This is a genomic window from Calidifontibacter indicus (assembly GCF_003386865.1).
Lineage (GTDB): Bacteria > Actinomycetota > Actinomycetes > Actinomycetales > Dermatophilaceae > Yimella > Yimella indica.
Map to the genome: position 1 here is coordinate 2,970,666 of NZ_QTUA01000001.1, position 22,010 is coordinate 2,992,675.

Here is a 22,010-nt window from a genome sequence, read left to right on the forward strand (position 1 = left end):
GTCCGATAGCGTCTGACGGGTGACTTCGGCACCTAAGACAACCCAGCCCCAGTCCCCCGTCGGCCGCATCCCGGTCGTCGCCGTGAAGCCCGCCGTGGACTGCGGAGCTTTCCCGACGAAATCGGTCGTCGACGAACACTTCGACATCGAGGCGACCGTCTTCCGGGAGGGTCACGACGCGGTCAACGCGTCGGTGATCCTCACCGATCCGGACGGCGCGACGACCCTCGTCCCGATGCGGTGCACCAACCCCGGTCTCGACCACTGGGTGTGCACCGTCAGCGCCGACCGACCCGGTCGGTGGAGCTACCGCGTCGAGGGGTGGAGCGACCCGTTCGGCACCTGGGAGCACGACGCCACGATCAAGGTCGCGGCCGGCGTCGACGTCGAGCTGATGCTCGAGGAGGGCGCCCGCGTACTTGAGCGCGCGGCCGCCCTCGACCACGACGAGCAGGACGCCGCGTTGCTGCGCGCCGCGATCGCCACCCTGCGCGACGAGGCGAAGGCGCCCGGCGAGCGCCTCGCCGCCGGCACCGACCCGGCCGTCGTCGACGCGATGCACCGCACCCCGTTGCGCGAGGCCGTCTCCCCCAGCCGCGAGTACGCGTGGTGGGTCGAGCGCGAGCGCGCGCTCGCCGGGGCGTGGTACGAGATCTTCCCGCGCTCCGAGGGCGCCCACTTCGACGAGACCACCGGCAAGTGGCGCACCGGCACGTTCCGCACCGCGATGGACCGGTTGCCGGCGATCGCCGGTATGGGCTTCGACGTCGTCTACCTCACCCCCGTCCACCCGATCGGGTCGATCAACCGCAAGGGCCCGAACAACACCCTGACCGCCGGCCCGGACGACCCGGGCTCGCCCTACGCGATCGGCAGCAAGGACGGCGGTCACGACGCCCTGCACCCCGAGCTGGGCACCTGGGAAGACTTCGATGCCTTTGTGGCACGGGCCGACTCGCTCGGCCTCGAGGTCGCGATCGACCTCGCCCTGCAGTGCGCACCCGATCACCCGTGGGTCACCGAACACCCGGAGTGGTTCACCACCCGCGCCGACGGCACGATCGCCTACGCCGAGAACCCACCGAAGAAGTACCAGGACATCTACCCGCTCAACTTCGACAACGACCCGGCCGGCATCTACGCCGAGGTGCGTCGGGTGATACAGGTGTGGATCGACCACGGCGTGAAGATCTTCCGCGTCGACAACCCGCACACCAAGCCGGTGGAGTTCTGGCAGTGGCTCATCGCCGACGTGGCCAAGGAACACCCGGACGTCATCTGGTTGGCCGAGGCGTTCACCCGTCCGGCGATGATGCACACCCTCGCGAAGGTGGGCTTCCAGCAGAGCTACACCTACTACGCGTGGCGCAACGAGGCGGAAGAGCTTCAGGAGTACGTCGAGGAACTCGCCGGTGACGCCGCCGCATACATGCGTCCGTCGTTCTGGCCGACCACCCACGACATCCTCACGCCGTACATGCAGTTCGGCGGACCGACCGCGTGGAAGCTGCGGGCGGCGCTCGCGGCAACCCTGGTGCCGACGTACGGCATCTACGCCGGCTACGAACTCGTCGAGCACGTCGCGCGCCCGGGCGCGGAGGAGCAGATCGACAACGAGAAGTACGAGTTCAAGGACCGCCGCTGGGCCGACTACGAGCCCGGTGGGGCGAAGGAGGGACAGACCCTCGCGCCGTACCTGACCCGGTTGAACGAGATCCGTCGCAGCCACCCGAGCCTGATGTGGTTGCGCAACATCACCTTCCACAAGGTCGACGACGGCGCCCTCATCGTCTTCTCCAAGAAGCGCGGCGACGACGTCGTCATCGTCGTGGCGAACCTCGACCCTCACTCCACCCGGGAGAGCTGGGTGCACCTCGACCTCGAGGCGCTCGGGCTGCACCCGGGCGAGTGGTTCGTGGCGCACGACCTGATCACCGACGCCTCCTGGCACTGGAGCGAGCACAACTTCGTGCGCCTCGGTGTCGACGGCGAACCGTTGCACATCATCGAGCTGCGCAGGGACTGAAACCACCATGAGCGTCCAGGGATTCAACCTGCAACAGCCCGGCCTGAAGCACGACCCGCAGTGGTTCCGCAAGGCGGTCTTCTACGAGGTGCTGGTGCGCGCCTTCGGTGACTCGACCGGCAACGGCTCGGGCGACTTCACCGGCCTCATCAACCGCCTCGACTACCTGCAGTGGCTGGGTGTCGACTGCCTGTGGCTGCCGCCGTTCTACGCCTCACCGCTGCGCGACGGCGGCTACGACATCGCCGACTACAAGGCGGTGCTGCCCGAGTTCGGCACACTGCCGGAGTTCACCGAACTCGTCTCGCAGGCGCACGCCCGCGGCATCCGGATCATCACCGACTTCGTGATGAACCACACCAGTGACCAGCACCCGTGGTTCCAGGCGTCGCGCAGCGACCCCGAGGGGCCGTACGGCGACTACTACGTGTGGTCCGACACCGACGACAAGTACAACGAGGCCCGCATCATCTTCGTCGACACCGAGGTGTCGAACTGGACCTTCGACCCGGTGCGCCGCCAGTTCTTCTGGCACCGCTTCTTCTCCCACCAGCCGGACCTCAACTTCGAGAACCCGAAGGTGCAGGAGGAGATGTTCGACATCGTGCGGTTCTGGATGGACCTCGGCATCGACGGGTTCCGTCTCGACGCCGTGCCCTACCTGTTCGAGGAGGAGGGGCACAACGGCGAGAACCACCCGAAGACGCACGACTTCCTCGTCGAGCTGCGCAAGATGGTCGACACCGAGTACCCCGGACGCGTGCTGCTCGCCGAGGCGAACCAGATGCCGCACGAGGTCGTCGACTACTTCGGCACCGAGGAGAAGCCGGAATGCCACATGTGCTTCCACTTCCCGGTGATGCCGCGGCTGTACTACGCGCTGCGCGAGGAGAAGGCGACCCCGATCATCAAGGTGCTCCAGGAGACCCCGCCGATCCCGAAGGGCACCCAGTGGGGCACCTTCCTGCGCAACCACGACGAGTTGACGCTGGAGATGGTCACGCCGGAGGAACGTGCCGCGATGTACGGCTGGTACGCCCCCGACCCGCGGATGCGGGCCAACGTCGGCATCCGGCGGCGGCTGGCGACGCTGCTCGACAACAGCCGCGCCGAGACCGAGTTGATCCACGCGCTCCTGCTCTCGCTGCCCGGCTCGCCCTGCCTGTACTACGGCGACGAGATCGGCATGGGCGACAACATCTGGCTCGACGACCGCGACGCGGTGCGCACCCCGATGCAGTGGACGCCCGACCGCAACGCCGGCTTCTCCAGTGCCGATCCGGGCAAGCTCTACCTGCCGGTGATCTCCTCGCTCGTCTACCACCACAACAACGTCAACGTGGAGGCGCAGATGGCGCACTCCTCCTCGCTGTTGCACTGGGTGCGCGAGATGCTCGCGATCCGGGCCAACTACCCCGTGTTCGGGTTGGGCGACTTCGTGATGCGCGAGGCCGACAACGACTCGGTGCTGGCCTTCACCCGCACCATCGACCCGGGCGACGACGAGGACGACCAGATCGACGTCCGCACGGTGCTGTGTCTGAACAACCTCTCCTCGAGCCCGCAGTCGGTCACCGTCCAGTTGCCACCGGAGTTCGCCGGTGCGCGGCTGCGCGACCTTTTCGGCGGAGCCCACTTCCCGGCCGTGGCCGATGACGGCAAGTCCACCTTCACCCTGGGTTCGCGTGACTTCTTCTGGTTGTCCGTGCGACCCGACGAAAGCAAGTGATCTGACGATGGCCATCCTGCACAAGGCGACCCTGGAACCTTCGAAGAAGGCGCTCGTCGAGGCGTGGATCGGTGGGCAACGCTGGTACACAGGCAAATCCGGTGTTCCGTCGCTGACTCAGGTGGGTTCCTACCGGTTCGACGACCCGGACGGCGAGGTCGGCATCGAGGTGCTCCTGCTGATGGACACCTCGGGTGCGACACCGGTGCTTTTCCAGGTGCCGTTGACCTACCGCGGTGCACCCCTGGAGGGTGCGGAGCGCGCACTCGTCGGCACCACCGAGCACTCCGCGTTGGGCACCCGTTGGGTCTACGACGGCTGCCACGACCCGGTCTTCGTGACCGCGCTGCTCGAGACGATCCTGACCGGCGGGCGGCACGCCGACGTGTCGTTCGAGGAGGGCACGCAGGACCGCCCCGAGGGCGTGCTGCCGGCGACGGTTCGGGTGCAGGGCAGCGGCACCCGCGGACGGCGTATGCCGACGGTGTTGGCCACCCGGGTGCTGTCGGGTGAGCAGTCGAACACCTCGATGATCATCGACACGCAGGCGCGTGACGGCGAGCAGCGCACCGTCATCGTGAAGCTGTTCCGGGTGGTCCAGGACGGCCTCAACCCCGACGTCGTGCTGCAGTCGGCCATCTCGGCGACCGGCTCGACCCGGGTGCCGGCAACGGTCGGCTACCTCATCGGCCAGTGGCCCGACTCCAGCATCGGCACCGGTCACGCGGCCGGGCACCTCGCGTTCGTGCAGGAGTTCCTGCCCGACGTGAGCGACGCCTGGCGCGAAGCGCTCGAGGCCGCCCGCGCCGACACCGACTGGACGGCGAAGGCGCGCGAACTCGGGGTCGCCACCGCGGAGGTGCACGGGGTGCTCGCGCAGGCGTTGCCGACCGCCGAGGTCACGCCGGCGCGGGCCGACTCGGTGCTCGGCGAGATGCGTCGCCGGTATGACGTCGCCGCCCGGGTGCACCCGGCGATCAACCAGTACCGTGCCGCGTTCGAAGCGCTGCTGAACAGCGGGTCTCACGCGAATTGGCCTGCCATGCAACGGATTCACGGCGACTACCACCTCGGCCAAGTGCTCGATGTGCCCGGCCGCGGCTGGGTGCTGCTCGACTTCGAGGGCGAGCCGCTGCGGCCGATGCGCGACCGCAACACCCTCGACTGCCCGCTGCGCGACGTCGCCGGAATGCTGCGGTCGTTCGACTACGCCGCGGCGTCGGTCGAGGGCGATCACACCGCCTGGGCGGCCTCCTGCCGCTCGGCCTTCCTCGAGGGTTACGAGCAGACCTCCGGGGTGCACCTGGCCGACCACGAACCGCTGGTCACCGTGTTCGAGGCCGACAAGGCCGCCTACGAGGTGCTGTACGAGGCACAGAACCGCCCGACCTGGCTGCCGATCCCGCTGGGTGCCCTCGATCGGTTGTTGGGTGGCTCGGCGCACGCGCAGACCGCACCCGCGGGGACCGTTACGAGTGCTGCGCCCCACACCGCGGGCACGTCGACCGCGGGCTTTTCGACCCCGTCAGCGAACCCGAACGACCCGAACACGAAGGAGTCCGTCGTGAGCAACGGAGCCACCGATCTGCCCGCTGCCCCGCGTGTCGACCCGGCCGCTGCGGCGGCCGTGCTGCGCGGCGTGCACACCGACCCGCACACCGTGCTCGGCGGTCAGCGTGACGAGCACGGGCCGTACATCCGTGCGCTGCGTCCGCTCGCGAAATCCGTTGCGGTGCAACTGGCCGACGGCACCCGGGTGCCGATGGAGCATGACGCCGACGGCGTCTGGGCGGCCCGCATCGACTCCGCCGACGAGCCCGACTACCGACTGGTCACCGTCTACGACGACGGCGTCGAGCACATCGCCGACGACCCGTTCCGGTTCCTGCCCACCCTCGGGCAGATCGACCTGCACCTGCTCGGTGAGGGCCGGCACGAGAACCTCTGGGAGATCCTCGGCGCCCACCTGCACACCTACGCGGGGCCGGCCGGAGACGTCACCGGCACCTCGTTCGCCGTGTGGGCACCCAACGCACTCGGCGTGCGCGTCATCGGCGACTTCAACCAATGGGACGGTTTCGCCCACCCGATGCGCCGGCTCGGCAGCACCGGTGTGTGGGAGATCTTCGTGCCAGGCGTCGGTGCCGGCACCCGGTACAAGTTCTCGGTGCTGTGCGCCGACCGGGTGTGGCGCAGCAAGGCCGACCCGATGGCACGCCGTTCGGAGACCGCGCCCGCGACGGCGTCGATCGTCGACCAGTCGCAGTACGAATGGGGCGACGACGAGTGGCTCGCCGACCGTTCAGCGAACGACCCGCACGGTCGTCCGATGAGCATCTACGAGGTGCACCTCGGATCGTGGCGTCAGGGTCAGAGCTACCGCGACCTGGCCGAACATCTGGTCAACTACGTGCGCGACCTCGGCTTCACCCACGTCGAGTTCATGCCCGTGATGGAGCACCCGTACCCGCCGTCCTGGGGCTACCACGTCACCGGCTACTACGCGGTGAACTCCCGGTTCGGCTCCCCCGACGACTTCAAGTACCTCGTCGACCGGCTGCACCAGGCCGGCATCGGGGTCATCCTCGACTGGGTGCCCGGACACTTCGCCACCGACGAATGGGCATTGGCGAAGTTCGACGGCACCGCGCTCTACGAGCACCCCGACCCGCGCAAGGGCTGGCACCCGCAGTGGGGGTCGTACATCTTCGACTACGGCCGACCGCAGGTGCGCAACTTCCTGGTGGCCAACGCGATCTACTGGCTGCAGGAGTTCCACGCCGACGGCCTGCGCGTCGACGGCGTGGCCTCGATGCTCTACCTCGACTACGCCCGCAACGCCGGCGAGTGGGTGCCCAACAAGTACGGCGGCCGGGAGAACCTCGAAGCCGTCCAGTTGTTGCAGGAGACGAACGCGACGGCATACCGGCGGGTGCCGGGAACGGTGATGATCGCCGAGGAGTCGACGTCGTGGCCCGGTGTCACGAAGCCGACGAGCGCCGACGGACTCGGCTTCGGCTTCAAGTGGAACATGGGCTGGATGCACGACACGCTCGACTACTTCGCCGAGCGCCCCGAGCACCGGCAGTTCCACCACCACAAGCTGACCTTCGGTCTGGTCTACGCGTTCAGCGAGCAGTTCGTGCTGCCGATCAGCCACGACGAGGTCGTGCACGGCAAGGGGTCGCTGCTGCGCAAGATGCCGGGCGACCGGTGGCAGCAGTTGGCCAACCTGCGCGCCCTGCTGGCTCACATGTGGTCGCATCCGGGCAAGCAACTGTTGTTCATGGGTTCGGAGTTCGCCCAGGAGTCGGAGTGGGCCGACGGCCGCAGCCTCGACTGGTGGCTGCTCGACCAACCGGCGCACTGGGGCGTGCACGCGCTGGTCAAGGACCTCAACCGCCGCTACCGCGAGCACCCCGCGCTGTGGGAGTTGGACAACGACGCGTCCGGTTTCCAGTGGGTCAACGCCAACGACGAGGCCGGCAACACCTACTCCTACCTGCGCTTCGGCGCGGGTGCGGAGAACGAGCGCGACGTGCTGCTCGCGGTGAGCAACCTCAGCGGTATCGAGCGCGCCGACGTGCGAATCGGTTTGCCCCGCAAGGGAATTTGGAAGGAAGTGCTCAACACCGACGCGTCGGGCTACGGCGGTTCGGGCGTGGGCAACCTCGGCGCCGTCGAGGCGACGGCGCAGCCGGCGGACGGTCAGCCCTACTCCGCCTCGATCACCCTGCCGCCGCTGTCGACGGTGTGGTTCCTCGCTCCCGACTACGTGGCCGACGAGCCGGACGCCGACGAGCAGGGCACCACCCAGCAGGCGGACGAGGAAGCCGAGCTCGCGTCGTCGGCCGAGGGCGCACAGGCGGCGTCCGGACAGGTTGTCGGCGCAGCGCCGAGCACGCCTGCCGCACCCGACGCGCCCGCCCCGGAGCCCGCGACCGATTCGTCCACCCAAGAGACCGCCGGCGACCCGTCGGCACCTGATGAAGGGAAGCAGCCGTGACGCACGAGCGTGCGGGCCAACCGGCCCAGCCGTCCGATCTCACCGACATCGATGCTCTGGTCAAGGCGTACTACGAGTTGTCGCCCGACCCGGACAACCTCGACCAGCAGGTGGTGTTCGGCACCTCCGGTCACCGCGGCTCGGCGTTCAACAGCGCGTTCAACGAGGCGCACATCCTCGCGACGACGCAGGCGATCGTCGACTATCGGCGCGAACAGGGTTACGACGGACCGCTTTTCATCGGGCGCGACACCCACGGCCTCTCGGAGCCGGCCTGGCTGACGGCGCTCGAGGTGCTCGCCGCGAACGACGTCGAGGTGCTGGTCGACGCGCGCGACGGGTTCACCCCGACGCCGGCGGTCTCGCACGCGATCCTGCGCGCGAACGGCGGCCGCACCACCGGCTCGGGTCTCGCCGACGGCATCGTCGTGACGCCGTCGCACAACCCGCCGGCCGACGGCGGTTTCAAGTACAACCCGCCGCACGGCGGGCCCGCCGACAGCGACGCGACGAAGGTCATCGCGGCCGCCGCGAACGCCTACCTGAAGGCGGGTCTGTCGGGTGTGCGGCGCACGGCCGACGGTCGTGCCGCGGCGAAGGGCTACGACTTCCTCGGCACCTACGTCGACGACCTGCCGAATGCCGTCGACCTCGCCAAGATCAAGGACGCCGGGGTGCGCATCGGTGCCGACCCGCTGGGTGGCGCATCGGTGGCCTACTGGGGTGAGATCGCCGAGCGGCACGGTCTCGACCTCACCGTGGTGAACCCGCAGGTCGACCCGGCCTGGCCGTTCATGACGCTCGACTGGGACGGCAAGATCCGGATGGACTGCTCCTCGCCGTACGCCATGGCCTCGCTCATCGCGCAGCGCGAAAAGTACGACATCGCGACCGGCAACGACGCCGACTCCGACCGCCACGGCATCGTCACGCCCGACGCCGGGCTGATGAACCCGAACCACTACCTCGCCGTCGCCATCCAGTACCTCTACGGCGGCGCGCGCCCGAACTGGAAGAGCGACCGCGTCGGCAAGACGCTCGTGTCGAGTTCGATGATCGACCGGGTCGTCTCCTCGATCGGGGCCACCCTGTGGGAGGTGCCGGTCGGCTTCAAGTGGTTCGTGCCCGGGCTGCTCGACGGCTCGGTCGGTTTCGGCGGTGAGGAGTCGGCCGGCGCGTCGTTCCTGCGGATGGACGGCAGCGTCTGGTCGACCGACAAGGACGGCATCCTGCTCGCGTTGCTCGCCTCGGAGATCCTCGCGGCCACCGGCAAGACCCCGAGCGCGCACTATGCCGACCTCGCCGAGCAGTTCGGAGCACCGGCCTACGAGCGGATCGACGCACCGGCGAACCGCGAACAGAAAGCCAAGCTCGGCGCCCTCTCCCCCGACGACGTGCCCGCCGATTCCCTTGCCGGAGAGGCGATCACGGCCAAACTCACCGAGGCACCGGGCAACGGCGCCGCGATCGGTGGGCTGAAGGTCGTCACCGAGAGCGCGTGGTTCGCCGCCCGCCCGTCCGGCACCGAGGACGTCTACAAGATCTACGCCGAGTCGTTCCGCGGCGAAGACCACCTCAAGCAAGTTCAGTCGGAAGCCAAGCAGATCGTCGACGCCGCGCTCGGCGGCTGATCCGCCGCACGCACCGAACGGGACGCCCGCCGGCGCGGGCGTCCCGTTCGTCGTCTGCCGCGTGACCCCGAGCCGGCCAGGGAAGTTCGGGACGTTCCCAGCGAAGTCCGCGATAGCGACCGAAATCGGCGTCCTCGCTGACCCAGGTCGATCCGCGTGTAGACGGCAGGACGAAACGTCCAACAGGTACGCGAACCGCGCGATGCCCACCCGGCCCCCGAAGCGACATTTTGCCTGCGCTTCGTGGGTGGGTAGGTTGCACCGATGAGTGAGACCGACGGCCCCGCGGGCCGCATCTTCGTCGTCACCGGTGCGCCGTCGTCGGGCAAGACCTCGACCGGCCGGGCGTTGGCCGAGGCGCTGCCGAAGGCGGTGTTCATCGACGGGCCGACGCTCGAACAGTTCGTCGTCACCGGGCAGGCGCAGATGGAGGAGCCGCCGAGCGTCGAGCAGATCGAGCAGGTGCTGCTGCGCTATGCCGCTGCGCTCACGCTCGCCGATGTCTACCGGACCGGCGGGTTCGACGTCGTCATCGCCGACGACCTGATCGACGAGCGATTGGAGGACTTCCTCGAACTCGCCGACCCCGAACCGATCCACCTGGTCGTGTTGCACCCGTCGGCAGAAACCCTCGCCGAACGCGGCGACCGCCTCGACATCGGCACCGCAACCGGATTGCACAACCTCATCGAACACCACACACCGCGGATCGGCCTGTGGATCGACAACTCGGTGACAACGGTGCCGATGACGGTGCTCACGATTCTGCGGGGTCTGGACGACGCGCTCATAGAGCCGGCCGACGACTCGCGCGAAAACGCAGACACCGACGCCGCCGACTGACACGATTCCTGCCGGAACCTCTCAACCTTTGCGGGGCCAATTCCGTTAGGGAGTCCATGAAGATCAGGGGGCACGGGTGAAGCCCGCGGCAGCGGCCGAGTTCACCGAGTTCGTGAACGCGTCCGCGCCGCGGTTGACGCACCTCGCCTGGCTGTTGTGCGGCGACGAGCAGCGCGCGCACGACCTCGTCCAGGACGCCCTCGAACGTGTCTGCGCCCGCTGGTCTCGGCTGCGCGACCAACAGCCCCACGCGTACGCGCGGCGCATCGTGGTCAACCTGCACACCGACGAGAGCCGACGTCGGCGGCGTGAACAGATCACGGCGGACGGCACTCTTCCGGAACGCGTCGACGGGCGGGCGGTGTCATCGGTGGAAGATCGGGCGCTGCTGACCTCGCTACTCCAGTCGCTGCCACCTCGCGAACGCCAGATCGTCGTCCTGCGTCACTACAGCGACCTTCCCGAACGCGAGGTGGCCGACCTGCTCGGTGTCAGCGTCGGCACCGTCAAGAGTGCAGCATCGCGCGGCCTCGCCACGTTACGTGCCCGCCTGGCCGAACAATCCGATGTCGCCGACCGGGAGGAGAGTGCGCGATGAGCACAGACTTCGAGACTCTGCTGCGCACCACCGAACCCAAGATCCGGCCGATCGATCCTGGCGTGGTGATCGCCCGCACCGACCGCCGTCGGCGGCGGCGTGCGTACGCGATCGGCGCCGGTGTCGCCGCCGGGGTGCTGGCGGCGACCGTGATCGGTTGGAGCGCGTACGGCCGGCTGGCCGGTCCGACACCCGCCGGACCACAACCCGTCGCCGCGGATTGTGTTGTGAGTCAGCGTCATTCGGTGCCTCTGGGTGGAATCATGACCGGTGGCCACGCGAACGAGACGCACCTGCTTGGTCCCGCCTCGCCGAACACCACGATCCGGGTTTCCCAGGGTGCCGACGGGAGTTACCGAATGGCCAGCGCAGCAGACGGCACCACGTTCCACGATCTCGAAGAGGTCGGCGGCGGACGCTGTGGCCTGACCTTCTTCGCCGACAAGAACTACCGTTACGCGGTCGCACCGGTCAGCCCGGACGCAGAGAGCGTCGCTCTCACCGGTGGCTTCACCATCTACGGTCCGGTGATTGACGCGCAAGGCGCTCCACTCGTCGTGGGAGTCGCTTTCGAGGAGAACCTCCGCCCACCGGTGACGGCGTATTGGACGACCACCGACGGATCGGTGGTGAACAGCGACGGCGACGACATCCGTACGGTGCGCCGGGACGGAATACGGATCAGTGTGAACGTCACACGAGGCACCGCGTCGATCGACTCCACCGACTCCGAAGCACCCAACCTGTGGACGAAGGCCGGTTCCGTACAACCGTTGTTCTTGTCAGAACCGGACAACCGGACCGTGTTGCTCGTGCCCGCAGGAAGCCACACGGCCAGCTTCCGCCCGTACAAATCCAGCGACCAGGTCGCCACCGACGCGGTGGGCGATGCTCAGGTCACCGAGGTCGTCCCGATCCCCGGCAGCGGATACTCGGCCATCATCGTCCGAACCGGCGGTGGCGAGAACGGGAGCTCCGTCGCCCAGGTCAACTGGACGACGCCCGACGGGAAAGCACACACGTGGCGCCCCGGCGAAATTATCGAGTGACCTGCTCAGCCGACGGACTGCGCTGCTGCAGAGGCCAATTCGGGGTACTTCCCGCGATGCACCGACGGCACCTGCACCCACTGCTTCATCGGCCGTCCCGGCATGGGCTCGAACAAGTAAGCACCGTCGAGCTCCAACGCGGACGCGTGCATTGCGCCGTCCAGCTTGAAGATCATCTCCTCGCCCGACACCAGCGTCGCGAAGAACTTGCCCTTGCCGGGCAGCCGGAAGCCCGGGCTGCCGAACATCTGCGAGCGTTCGAAGGCGACTGCGGCGGCTTCGAGGTCGTCGGCGAGTTCGTCGAGCAGCGCCAAGCCGTCGGGGGTGGGTTTGGTCATCGCCGGCATCAGCCGAGAATCTTCTCCTCGTCCTTGGCCCAGAGCCCGGTGAGCCCACGGAAGTGCGCGAGGAACCGCTCGTGCTCGTGCGGCGGGTAGGTCGACTTCACGGTCTCGACGAGCAACCGGTCGAAGTCGTCGGACAGCACCCAGTCGAGCACCATCTCGTCGACGTGGTCGAGGCTGGTGGCGCAGAACTCGCGGTACTTCTCGGTTTCGAAGTGGGCGTCGGCGAGCTTCTGGTACTCCCCCAGCTTGCGCTCGTAGGGGCTGTCGGCGTCCGCGACCTCGAACCACGGGTCGACGTCGACCAGGGTGCTGCCCTTGCGGCCGGTGACCAGGCAGAAAACCGACCACTTCAGCAGCGACTTGATCGCCCACGGGAAGTAGTAGTGCAGCGAGGTGACGGCGACGTCGGGGCAGGCGTTGGCGTAGTCGATCGGGTAGACCGTGCCGTCCTTGACGAGCATCTCGCAGGAGTTGAACTCCCAGCGGAAGAACGCGTTGACGGTCTGCGCGATGGTGCGGGTCTCGGCGCCCATCGCCGGGGTGAGGAAGTCGTAGGCCACCTCGTAGCGATCGTGCATCGGCTCGTCCGGGCGGAACTTCATCACCATCGTCTCGGGGCCGATGGTCAGGGCTCGCGCGAACACCTCGAACCCGTCGACCGCCTTCTGCAGGTGCATGAGCATCTCGCCCGACTCGTCGTAGGCACGGTGCAGATCCTGCTCGTTCTTGATCATCGAGACGCCGCGCCAGGCGCCACCGTCGAACGGCTTCATGAACATCGGGTAGCCGAGTTCGGCGGCGACGGCGTCGAGGTCGAACGACCGGTTGTACTTGGTGGACGTGTAGGCCCAGCGCGAGTTGTCGACCGGGTTCTTGTAGGGCACGAGCACCGTCTCCGGCACGTGCATCCCGAGCCGCATCAACGCGCAGTAAGCCGCGTGCTTCTCCATCGCCTGGAAAGTGAAGGGGCTGTTCAGCAGGTAGACGTCGTCCATGAGCGCGACCTTCTTCAGCCACTCGCGCGGGTGGTAGTACCAGTGCGCGAGCCGGTCGATCACCAGGTCGGTGCGCGGACGATCACGCAGGTTGAACGGCTCGATGGTGAGCCGCTCGGAGCGGATGTCGTGCTTCGTGCCGTCGGGCGCCGTGATCTGCCCCATCCTGCGGACGAGTTCCTCGAAGGCCTGGGGCCAGTCCTCCTCGGCGCCGAGCAGCAGGCCGATGAGATGTTCGGACATGGTGTTCTCCTCCTAAGGGACCACGGTCAGCAGAACCGGGGCAGGTGGTGGGCCAACTGCTTGCGCCACCACGGCCAGTCGTGGGCACTGTCACTGCCCCAGACGTCGAGCTGGTGCGGAATTCCCTTGCGTTCCAACAGTGCCGCGAAATCGCGCGTCGAGGGGAGCGACCGGGTGGGCTCCCATTCGAATGGGCCTTCGCCGACGACCAGCAGGACGGCAGCGTGCTGTCGGATCCAGTCGAGGTGGTCGCCCTCCATGCCGGCGACGTAGTGCATCGGGTTGGCGAAGTAGGTCGCGTCACCGGTCTCACCCCACCCGTGCCAGGTGGTCACGTCGTAGTTGCCCGACATCCCGATGCCGAGGCTGACGACGTGCGCGTGGGTCAGCGCAAAGTGCACCGCGTGGTAGGCCCCCATCGAGACGCCCATGGTGATGATCGGCAGTCGCCCACCGAGTTCCTGCTCGATGTAGGGCAGCACCGCCTCCTCCAACCACCGGTTGTAGAGCAGGTGGCGTTTGGCACGCTCCTCGGTAGGTTGCTCGTTCGCCGACCACGTCCAGCCGTCGAGCGAGTCGACGCAGAAGAACGACACCCGGCCGGCGTCGACGAGATCCTGGACGGCGCCGACCATGCCGTTGCTCTCGAAATCCTCGGCCCGCCCGTTCTCGCTCGGGAAGACCAGCACCGGACGTCCGAAATGGCCGTGGCGCAACACACCGAGGGTGTGCTCGGCGCCCGGGATCCGGAGCTCTACACGTTGACCTGACACGAGACTCATCCAACCGCAATCCACGTATCGCGCAAGAGGGTCGACAGGGTCGGATCGAGACTGTCGCGCCAGCAGGTCCAGTTGTGCAGGTCGGGATGCCCCACGAACCGCACGTCGGCACCGTTCGCCTCCAACCGCTGCGCCAGCCGCAGATTGTTGCGGTAGTTGCCCTCGGCCTCACCGCACCTCATCCCGATGAGCGGACGGTGGGCGGCCGGTGCGGTGCCGAGCACGTCGACGAGGCGGGTGATGCGGGCGTACCACCGGAAACCGCTGTTGTCGCGGTCGTGCGCCAGCCGGGTGAAGAAGCTGCCCGACTGGCTGAACACCGCGCCGATCCGTGGATCACGAGCGCCGAGCACCATCGAGGTCAGCCCGCCGAGACTCGCTCCCATCACGGCGATACGCGGAGTCGTCGGGTACTGCTCCTGCAGGGCGGTCAGCGCGCAACGCACCGACCGCGGGTACCGCTCCGAGCCCGAGTACCATTGCATCCGGCGCGGCGCGTCGGCATACACGATCCGAAACGGCGGGAGCAAACCGGTGCCGACGTGATGGGCCGCCCACCGCGACAGCTGTGCCCGTTCGCGATAGTCGGTGCCGTCGTGCACCCACAACAACGGCGCCGGACGCCGGTCGGACAGCCCGCGGGGCACCCACAGGTCGACGGCCAACGGCTGGGCAAGGTGGGACGGCAACTCCAGGCGGCGCAGCCGGCCCTTGGGGTCCGCAGCGCGTAACCAACCCGGTTCGCGGTAGTCAGCGCGCTGCCAGACCGATTTGTCGCCGTACGGCGGGTTGCCGATCGTCGGCGCGTGCGGGTCGAGCAGATACCGCCTGCGACCCCGCGGGTCGGTCACTTCGAAGTTGTACTCGAGCCGGACGAGGTGGGTTTCGTCGACCGTGCGCTCCCACCCGCCGGCTCGCCGCCGCGCCGGCCCGCTGAACGGGCCGGCGTCGAGGCGGACGGACGTCCATCGACGATCGGGGTCGTCGAGCCGGAGGGTGACCATGGATCGCCTCCGTCCGCAGGTCAGTACAGCGCCGACATCAGGGCGGTGCGTGCCTTCTTCACCCGCGGGTCGTGGGCGCCGACGACGTCGAAGAGGTCGATGAGGTGCTCGCGGGCCTGGTTGCGCTCGTCGCCGGCGGTGGCCTTCACCAGGTCGATGAGGCGGGCGAAGGCGTCGTCGATGTGGCCACCGAGCACGTCGAGGTCGGCGACCGTCGTCTGCTTGGCGACGTCGGTCGGGGCGGCTGCTGCCTCGGCACGCGCCGCGGCCAGGTCGACGCCCTCGGTGCGCTTCAGCAAGTTCACCTGACCGAGGCCGAGGCGGGCATCCTCGTCGTCCGGATTTGCCTGCAGCGCAGCGTTGTACGCGGCGATCGCGGCCTCGTAGTCACCCTTCTCGATCGCGTCGAACGCCCGCTCGTGGTACTCGTTCAGGGGCTCCTCGTCGGTCTCCTGCTCCGTCGGCGCGGCACCGAAGCCCTGTGCCCGGCCGGTGATGCCGTTCTGCTGCGCGGCCTGCAGCACCTGGTCGAGCACGGCGCGGATGTTGTCGTCGCTCTGGTCACCGGCGTAGAGCGGCAGCGGCTGCCCGCCGATGATCGCGAGCACCATCGGCACCTGCTGCACCTGCAGCGCCTGACGCAACTGCAACGCCTGGGTGATGTCGGCGACGGCCAGCAGGAGACGTCCGTCGTAGGAGTTGACGATCGCCGCGAGCGCGTCGATATGAGCGCGGCTCTGCGGCTGGCTGGAAGACCAGAGGGCGAGCAGCACCGGCACCTGCATCGACTGCTGGGCCGCCTCGTTGAAGCTGCGGTCATCGACCTCGACGACGTAGGACACCCCACCCTGTCCGGTGGGAGCGCCGGCGGGCGGCGCGGCCGGACGGGCCGGTTTCGCGAGAGCGGACAGGTCGACTGCGCCACGCAGGGCAGCCGCGTTCAGCGGGTTGTTGGACATGACCCCATTCTGACCGATCCGCCGGAGCGAAACCGGGTCAGGGGCGTGGCGTCGAGCCCGGTCAGACGTGCGCGGCGTGATCGGCGCCGAGCCGCGCCGGCAGGTGCTCGAAGCCACGCAGTACCCGCGTCGTGCGCCGCCGGCGTCCTGGTTGCAGGCGCAGGTCGGGGAACCGGTCGTACAACGAGCGCAGGCCGATCTCGGCTTCCATCCGGGCGAGTGCGGCGCCCAGACAGAAGTGTCGGCCGGAGGAGAACGACAGGTGGTCCTTGGCGTTCGCCCGGGTGACGTCGAAGCGGTCGGGGTCGTCGAACACCTTCGGGTCACGGTTCGCGGCGGCGAGCACCGCTGTGATCAAAGCGTTTTCGCGCACCGGTTGGCCGGCGATCGTGCTCTGTCGGGTCGTGCTGCGACCGGTGAGCAGCACCGGTGGATCGATGCGCAGGGCCTCGTCGACGACATTCGGCCACAGACCCGGATCGGCCTGCGCGAGCGCGAGCTGGTCGGGGTGGTCGCTGAACAACGCGATCGTGTTGCCGATGAGGTTGACCGTGGTCTCGAAGCCCGCCGCGAGCACGAGTCCGGCGGTCGATTTCAGCTCGACCTCGTTGAGGCCACCCTGCTCGTCGCGGGCCGCGACGAGCTTGCTCATCAGGTCGTCACCGGGCTCACGACGCAGCCGCTCGATGTGGTGGTCGAGCCAGGCGTCGAAGTCACGCAGCGACTGCTCGACGTGCTGCGCGGCCCGCCACGACAGCCCGAAGTCGAGGCTGGGTGCCGCGCCGGTGCCGAGCTGGAGCACGTAGTCGTGTTCCTCGGCGGGCACCCCGAGAATCTCCGAGATGACGATCACCGGCAGCTTGGCGCAGTAGTCCTCGGCGAGATCGACCACACCGGGCCGAGCGGCGAGGTCGTCGAGCAGCCGGTCGGCGATGCCCTGGATCCGCGGGCGCAACGCATCGACGGCCTTTACGCTGAACACCCGGGTGACCAGCTTGCGATAACGAGTGTGGTCGGGCGGCTCGGTGGCCAACAACGACGGCGGACGCAGCGGGTGCAGGTAACCGAACTTCGCCCAGGTCAGTGCGCGGCCGACCGGACTGTCGGCCGTCAGCGGGAAGCCCGTGCGCACGTCGGGCGAGCCGAGCACTTCGCGCACGACCGCATGGTCGGCGGTCAGATAGCCCAGCCGACTCGGCACCAGCGGGCCCTTCTCCTGCGCCTCACGGAAGATCTCGACCAGGTCGGCCGTCTCGTGTTTCTCGGCCGCGAAGAAGAGCCTGGCCTGCAGGTCACCTCGCCGCCGGGCGACCCGCACCAATTGGCGCGGGAGTGCATGTTCCAACGACCACCGGGTGACTGCCTTCGGATCAGCCTGCATAGCTCGATCGTAGGCGCGCTTCTACTTCTGTAGTGGCAAAACGGTGACCCCGGTCACCCCCGCCGAGTCACCCGCGTCTGGTCATTCGCAGCTCATCGACGCCGAGCCGCTCGTCCCGCTTGCGCCCGCCGTCGACGGCGAACCCGTTGCGCCGGTAGAACGACTGAGCCCGTTCGTTGCCCTCGACCACCCACAGGTAGGCGTCGTCTTCGCCCAACGCAGCATCGAGAAGGGCCTGCGCGACGCCGGTGCCGTGATGATCGGCAAGCACGTTGATCGCCCACAGTTCGGTCGGCGTGGCCGGGTCGTCGTCACGGGCCGTGTCGACCGTGACGAAGCCGACCACCTCACCCGACGCCCGATGCACCGCCACCCGAGTGCGCTGGGCCGGCGGCATCTGCTCGATGATCGTCGCCCACCGTTCGCCGCGGGCCCGCGGGTCGAGGCCGGCGAGATAGTCGGCGTCCATCAACCCTGCGTAGGCCTCCTGCCAGATGCGCACGTGGGCACGGCCGAGGCTCGGCGCATCGGCGACATCGGCCGGCCGGATCTCATAGTCCGACAGCGACATTCAGCTCTCCTTGAGGTGCTCCCGCACCCGCGCGACCTTGGCCGTGATCTGGCCGTCGTAGCCCGGGCGAATGTCGGCCTTCATCACCAGCGACACGCGCGGGCTGAACCGTGCGACCGCCTCGGTGGCGTGCTTGATCACCGCCATGCACTCGTCCCACTCACCCTCGACGGTGGTGAACATCGAGCCGAGTTCGTGCGGCAATCCGGAGTCCTGCACCACCTTCAGTGCCGCGGCGACGGCCTCGCTGACCGACCCGTTCGGGTCGTCGGTGGTGGACGGTGCGACGGAGAAGGCGAAGAGCATGCCTCTCACTGTAGGTGGGACACATCGACGTCAGGCGGCCGCAACCTCCCGCACTGCGCCGGCGAGCGCCACCAGCGTGGCCCGCAACCCCTCGCCCACTGCCGGATCGTCGAGGTCGAGTTGCTTGAGCGCGAACAGAGCGGACGGTTCGACCGGGACGCCGCCGGCGATGGTCGCCACCAGGTGCGCGTGCTGGGCGACGGTGTCGGTGCGGTGTGCCGCCGAAACGACAGCAATCGGCTTGTCCTGCAACGATGATCGCCCGTAGGGCCGCGAGGACCAGTCGAGCGCGTTCTTGAGCACGGCGCTCAACGTGCCGTTGTTCGCCGGCGCGAACAACAACACCGCGTCCGCGCCGCGGATGCGCGACCGCAACGCCGTGACCTCGGGCGCGAGCGCCGGCTCGACGTCGACGTCTTCGTTGTAGAGCGGCACGCGGTCGAGACTCTCGACGAGATCGACGGTGATGTCGGGCGACGCCAGATCGGCGGCGAGCAGCGCCAGCCTGCGGTGCACCGACTCCCGGCGCGGGCTGCCGACAACGAGCGCGATCGTGGTCATTCGCCCTCCGCCAACCGCCGGAAGGCACTGCCGTGGAACACCAGGGGTGCCACCTCGTCGGCGCGGTCGAGGTCGTGCACGTCGAGCAGCACGACGTCGTGATCACCGGCGCGCACCACCTGACGGATGCTCGTCTCGATCCACGCACCGGCGTCGTCGAGCAGCACCGCTCCCCCGAAGGTCTCGCGCCAGCGCAGATCGGCGAAACGGTCGGTGTCGCGGGCCGACAGGGCGCGACAGGCGTCGACCTGATCGGCAGCCAGCACACTCACACCCAGTCGCCGCGTGCGACGCAGCACCGGCCACGTCGACGAACTGTGCGCGATGCAGACCGAGACGATCGGCGGCGCGAGCGAGACCGAAGTGAACGAACTCGCCGCCATACCAACGGGTTTGCCGTCGACGATCGCGGCGAGCGCGGTGACGCCCGTCGGATAGGCGCCGAACACGCGCCGCAGGTGATCGGTGTCGGGCGCCGCGTGGTGCTGCACAGGAAGGCTCATCGTTGGCTCCATTCCTTGGCCAAGAGTTGGAACGACCGCACCCGGTCGCCGTGGTCGTGGGTGATCGTGGTGACGAGCAGTTCGTCGGCTGACGTGGCTTCCTGGAGCGCCGCCAACCGGTCGGCGACCTGCGCGGCGGTGCCGACGAATCGGGTGTCGAGGCGGTCGGCGACCAACGCGTCGTCGGCCGCGCCCCAGGGTGTGCTGGCCGCTTCGTCCGACGTCGGATAGGCGATCGCGCCCGCACCGGTGCGGATGCTGCGCACCCACTGCCCGTATCCGGCGGCCAGTCGGCGTGCGGTCTCGGAGTCGTCTGCGACGACCACGTCGGCCGAGACGATCACGTGCGGACGGCTGAGCCGGGCGCTCGGCCGGAACGCGGCACGGTAGGCGGCGACCGCTTCGAGCACCGCGGACGGCGCGACGTGGTAGTTGGATCCGAACCGGACACCGAGTTCGCCTGCCAGACGGGCACTTTCGCCGGCGCTGCTGCCGTGGATCCAGAACTCCAGGTCGGCGCCCTCCCCCGCACCGGCGTGCACCGACTCGCCGTTCGGGTGCCGGTAGGTGCCGGCGTGGAGCGCGAGCAGCACACCGATCTGTTCCCGGTATCCCTGGGGACGTGCGTCGGGCTGGGTCAGCAGCTCACGTTGCGCCGCGAACCGCGGCGACCCGGCGAGAGCAGCGAAGGAGAACGGCGGCGGAAGCACCAAGCCGTTCGCCAAGACCTCGTTGGCGGTCCGGGCCGGCGGCGCATCGGCGGGCGGTGCCCCACCGGAGCGGCCGAGCCCGAGATCGATCCGTCCGGGGAAGGCGGCGTCGAGCAGGCCGAACTCCTCCAAGGTCGACAGCGCTGTGCGGTGACCCATCTGCACCGCCGCCGCGCCGAGCCTGATCGACGTCGTCGCCGCGGCGGCCAACGCGATGGTCACCGCGGGCGACACACCGGCAACGCCGGGGTTCAGGTGGTGCTCGGCGAACCAGTAACGGGCGTAACCGAATTCCTCTGCTCGTCGGGCGAGATCGACGCTGTGGCGCACTGCCTGGGCGGCCGTCGCCCCCGACGAGATCGGCACCAGATCGAGCACCGAGAGCGGGACGCTCATGACGCCTCCTCCCGCGCCTCGGCCGCTGCTGCCTGCGGCGGCAGGCCGAGGTTTTCGCGCAGCGTGCCGCCGGAGTATTCGGTGCGCAGCACCCCGATCTCCTGCAGCAGCGGCACCACCTTGTCGACGAACGGGTCGAGACCGCCCGGCGTCAGGTGCGGCACCAGGATGAAACCGTCGCAGGCGTCGTTCTGCACGAAGTAGTTGAGCTGCGATGCGACGGTCAGGGGCGAACCGATGAAGCTCTGTCGTCCGGTGGTCTCGATGACGAGTTCCCTGATCGACAGGTTGTCGGCCTCGGCCCGCTCGCGCCAGCGGCGCGCGACCTGCAGCGCGTCGTCCCGGCGCACGCTGGCCCGCCCCTGCGTGAGCAGTTCGGTTCCGACGACCGGGTCGACGTCGGGCAACGGGCCGTCGGGGTCGTACGCGGACAGGTCGCGGTTCCATACCTGCTCCAGGAAGTTGATCGCGGTGCGACCGCTGACCTGCTGCCGCCGGATCACGCGTGCCTGTTCCTGCGCTTCCTCGTCGGTGTCACCGACGACGAAGGTGACACCGGGCAGGATCAGCAATTCCTCCGGGGTCCGGCCGAATTGGCCCAGGCGCCGCTTCACGTCGCGGTAGAACTCCTGCCCCGCCTCGAGCGTCGAGTGCCTCGTGAAGATGGCGTCGGCGTTGGCGGCCGCGAAGTCACGGCCCTCCGGCGAGTCCCCTGCTTGCAGAATCACCGGTCGCCCCTGCGGCGACCGCGGCACGTTGAAGCGCCCGCGGATGTCGAAGAACCTGTCGTGGTAGGCATACGCCCCCGCATGCGGGTCGGCGACGAACCTTCCCTCCTGCGCGTCGGCGATGAGGTCACCGTCGAGCCAGGAGTCCCACAACCGCCGCGCGGCGCCCACGGTCGCCGCCGCGCGGGTGTAGCGATCGGACGGATCGAGGTATCCCCCGCGCCGGAAGTTCTCCCCGGTGAACGCATCCGACGACGTGACGACATTCCATGCCGCCCTGCCGGCCGACAGGTGGTCGAGGGTGGCGAACTTGCGGGCGAGGTCGTAGGGCTCGTTGAAGGTGGAGTTGATCGTGCCGGCGAGTCCGATGTGTTCGGTCACCCCGGCGAGCGCCGCCAGCACCGTGAAGGTGTCGGGCCGGCCGACGACGTCGAGGTCGTGAATCCTGCCCTGGTGCTCGCGCAGACGCAGCCCCTCGGCGAGAAACAGGAAGTCGAACCTGCCGCGTTCGGCGGTCTGTGCGAACCTCCGGAACGACTCGAACGAGATCTGACTACCCGCCTCCGGATCGCTCCACACGGTGGTGTTGTTGACACCCGGGAAGTGCGCACCGAGCCGGATCTGCTTGCGTTGCTTGGTCAT

At 68.6% G+C, this 22,010-nt stretch carries 19 protein-coding genes; 7 read left to right on the top strand and 12 right to left on the bottom strand.

The window, feature by feature from the left end; translation table 11 throughout:
• The first annotated feature begins 19 nt into the window (after window positions 1-19).
• From DFJ65_RS14095 to DFJ65_RS14125, 7 genes are all read left to right on the top strand, one after another.
• Entirely contained in the window at window positions 20-2,026 is a 2,007-nt protein-coding gene (locus DFJ65_RS14095; RefSeq protein ID WP_115923557.1) for an alpha-1,4-glucan--maltose-1-phosphate maltosyltransferase, read from the top strand.
• Window positions 2,027-2,033: 7 nt separating this feature from the next.
• Window positions 2,034-3,755 carry a maltose alpha-D-glucosyltransferase gene (gene treS, locus DFJ65_RS14100; RefSeq protein ID WP_115923558.1) on the top strand — a complete coding sequence of 574 codons (1,722 nt, stop codon included), beginning with the start codon at window positions 2,034-2,036 and terminating at the stop codon, window positions 3,753-3,755.
• 7 nt (window positions 3,756-3,762) lie between these two features.
• Window positions 3,763-7,761: a 1,4-alpha-glucan branching protein GlgB gene (gene glgB, locus DFJ65_RS14105; RefSeq protein WP_170144103.1), complete on the top strand. Its 3,999-nt coding sequence runs from the start codon at window positions 3,763-3,765 to the stop codon at window positions 7,759-7,761.
• Complete coding sequence (pgm, locus tag DFJ65_RS14110; RefSeq protein WP_115923559.1) at window positions 7,758-9,392, top strand: phosphoglucomutase (alpha-D-glucose-1,6-bisphosphate-dependent); 1,635 nt, start codon at window positions 7,758-7,760, stop codon at window positions 9,390-9,392. The genes glgB and pgm overlap by 4 nt, the downstream gene beginning before the upstream one ends.
• A gap of 264 nt (window positions 9,393-9,656) precedes the next feature.
• Window positions 9,657-10,235 carry an AAA family ATPase gene (locus DFJ65_RS14115; RefSeq protein WP_115923560.1) on the top strand — a complete coding sequence of 193 codons (579 nt, stop codon included), beginning with the start codon at window positions 9,657-9,659 and terminating at the stop codon, window positions 10,233-10,235.
• Window positions 10,236-10,311: 76 nt separating this feature from the next.
• Window positions 10,312-10,833 carry a SigE family RNA polymerase sigma factor gene (locus DFJ65_RS14120; protein WP_115923561.1) on the top strand — a complete coding sequence of 174 codons (522 nt, stop codon included), beginning with the start codon at window positions 10,312-10,314 and terminating at the stop codon, window positions 10,831-10,833.
• Window positions 10,830-11,882 (top strand): hypothetical protein, encoded by a 1,053-nt coding sequence (locus DFJ65_RS14125; protein ID WP_115923562.1) that lies wholly within the window; start codon window positions 10,830-10,832, stop codon window positions 11,880-11,882. The genes DFJ65_RS14120 and DFJ65_RS14125 overlap by 4 nt, the downstream gene beginning before the upstream one ends.
• Before the next feature lie 5 nt (window positions 11,883-11,887).
• Here the strand turns inward: DFJ65_RS14125 and DFJ65_RS14130 are convergent, their stop codons facing one another.
• From DFJ65_RS14130 to DFJ65_RS14185, 12 genes are all read right to left on the bottom strand, one after another.
• The gene (locus DFJ65_RS14130) at window positions 11,888-12,229 is read right to left on the bottom strand and encodes a hypothetical protein (protein ID WP_115923563.1); all 342 of its coding nucleotides are present in this window, start codon (window positions 12,227-12,229) and stop codon (window positions 11,888-11,890) included.
• Window positions 12,229-13,467 (bottom strand): hypothetical protein, encoded by a 1,239-nt coding sequence (locus DFJ65_RS14135; RefSeq protein ID WP_115923564.1) that lies wholly within the window; start codon window positions 13,465-13,467, stop codon window positions 12,229-12,231. The genes DFJ65_RS14130 and DFJ65_RS14135 overlap by 1 nt, the downstream gene beginning before the upstream one ends.
• A 26-nt stretch (window positions 13,468-13,493) precedes the next feature.
• Window positions 13,494-14,240: an esterase family protein gene (locus DFJ65_RS14140; protein ID WP_425453000.1), complete on the bottom strand. Its 747-nt coding sequence runs from the start codon at window positions 14,238-14,240 to the stop codon at window positions 13,494-13,496.
• A gap of 5 nt (window positions 14,241-14,245) precedes the next feature.
• The gene (locus tag DFJ65_RS14145) at window positions 14,246-15,253 is read right to left on the bottom strand and encodes an alpha/beta hydrolase (RefSeq protein ID WP_115923566.1); all 1,008 of its coding nucleotides are present in this window, start codon (window positions 15,251-15,253) and stop codon (window positions 14,246-14,248) included.
• Window positions 15,254-15,273: 20 nt separating this feature from the next.
• Entirely contained in the window at window positions 15,274-16,212 is a 939-nt protein-coding gene (locus tag DFJ65_RS14150) for a co-chaperone YbbN (protein ID WP_115923567.1), read from the bottom strand.
• A gap of 61 nt (window positions 16,213-16,273) precedes the next feature.
• The gene (locus DFJ65_RS14155; RefSeq protein ID WP_115923568.1) at window positions 16,274-17,593 is read right to left on the bottom strand and encodes a cytochrome P450; all 1,320 of its coding nucleotides are present in this window, start codon (window positions 17,591-17,593) and stop codon (window positions 16,274-16,276) included.
• A 67-nt stretch (window positions 17,594-17,660) separates the two neighbouring features.
• The gene (locus tag DFJ65_RS14160) at window positions 17,661-18,164 is read right to left on the bottom strand and encodes a GNAT family N-acetyltransferase (protein ID WP_115923569.1); all 504 of its coding nucleotides are present in this window, start codon (window positions 18,162-18,164) and stop codon (window positions 17,661-17,663) included.
• On the bottom strand, window positions 18,165-18,470 hold the full coding sequence (locus tag DFJ65_RS14165) for a thiamine-binding protein (RefSeq protein WP_115923570.1): 306 nt from the start codon (window positions 18,468-18,470) through the stop codon (window positions 18,165-18,167).
• A gap of 30 nt (window positions 18,471-18,500) precedes the next feature.
• Window positions 18,501-19,031 carry an NAD(P)H-dependent oxidoreductase gene (locus DFJ65_RS14170; RefSeq protein WP_115923571.1) on the bottom strand — a complete coding sequence of 177 codons (531 nt, stop codon included), beginning with the start codon at window positions 19,029-19,031 and terminating at the stop codon, window positions 18,501-18,503.
• The gene (locus DFJ65_RS14175) at window positions 19,028-19,534 is read right to left on the bottom strand and encodes a flavin reductase family protein (RefSeq protein ID WP_211308451.1); all 507 of its coding nucleotides are present in this window, start codon (window positions 19,532-19,534) and stop codon (window positions 19,028-19,030) included. The genes DFJ65_RS14170 and DFJ65_RS14175 overlap by 4 nt, the downstream gene beginning before the upstream one ends.
• The gene (locus tag DFJ65_RS14180) at window positions 19,531-20,640 is read right to left on the bottom strand and encodes an LLM class flavin-dependent oxidoreductase (RefSeq protein WP_115923573.1); all 1,110 of its coding nucleotides are present in this window, start codon (window positions 20,638-20,640) and stop codon (window positions 19,531-19,533) included. The genes DFJ65_RS14175 and DFJ65_RS14180 overlap by 4 nt, the downstream gene beginning before the upstream one ends.
• Window positions 20,637-22,010, bottom strand: coding sequence for an NtaA/DmoA family FMN-dependent monooxygenase (locus DFJ65_RS14185; RefSeq protein ID WP_115923574.1), 1,374 nt, complete (start codon window positions 22,008-22,010; stop codon window positions 20,637-20,639). Before DFJ65_RS14185 ends, DFJ65_RS14180 begins: the two co-directional genes overlap by 4 nt.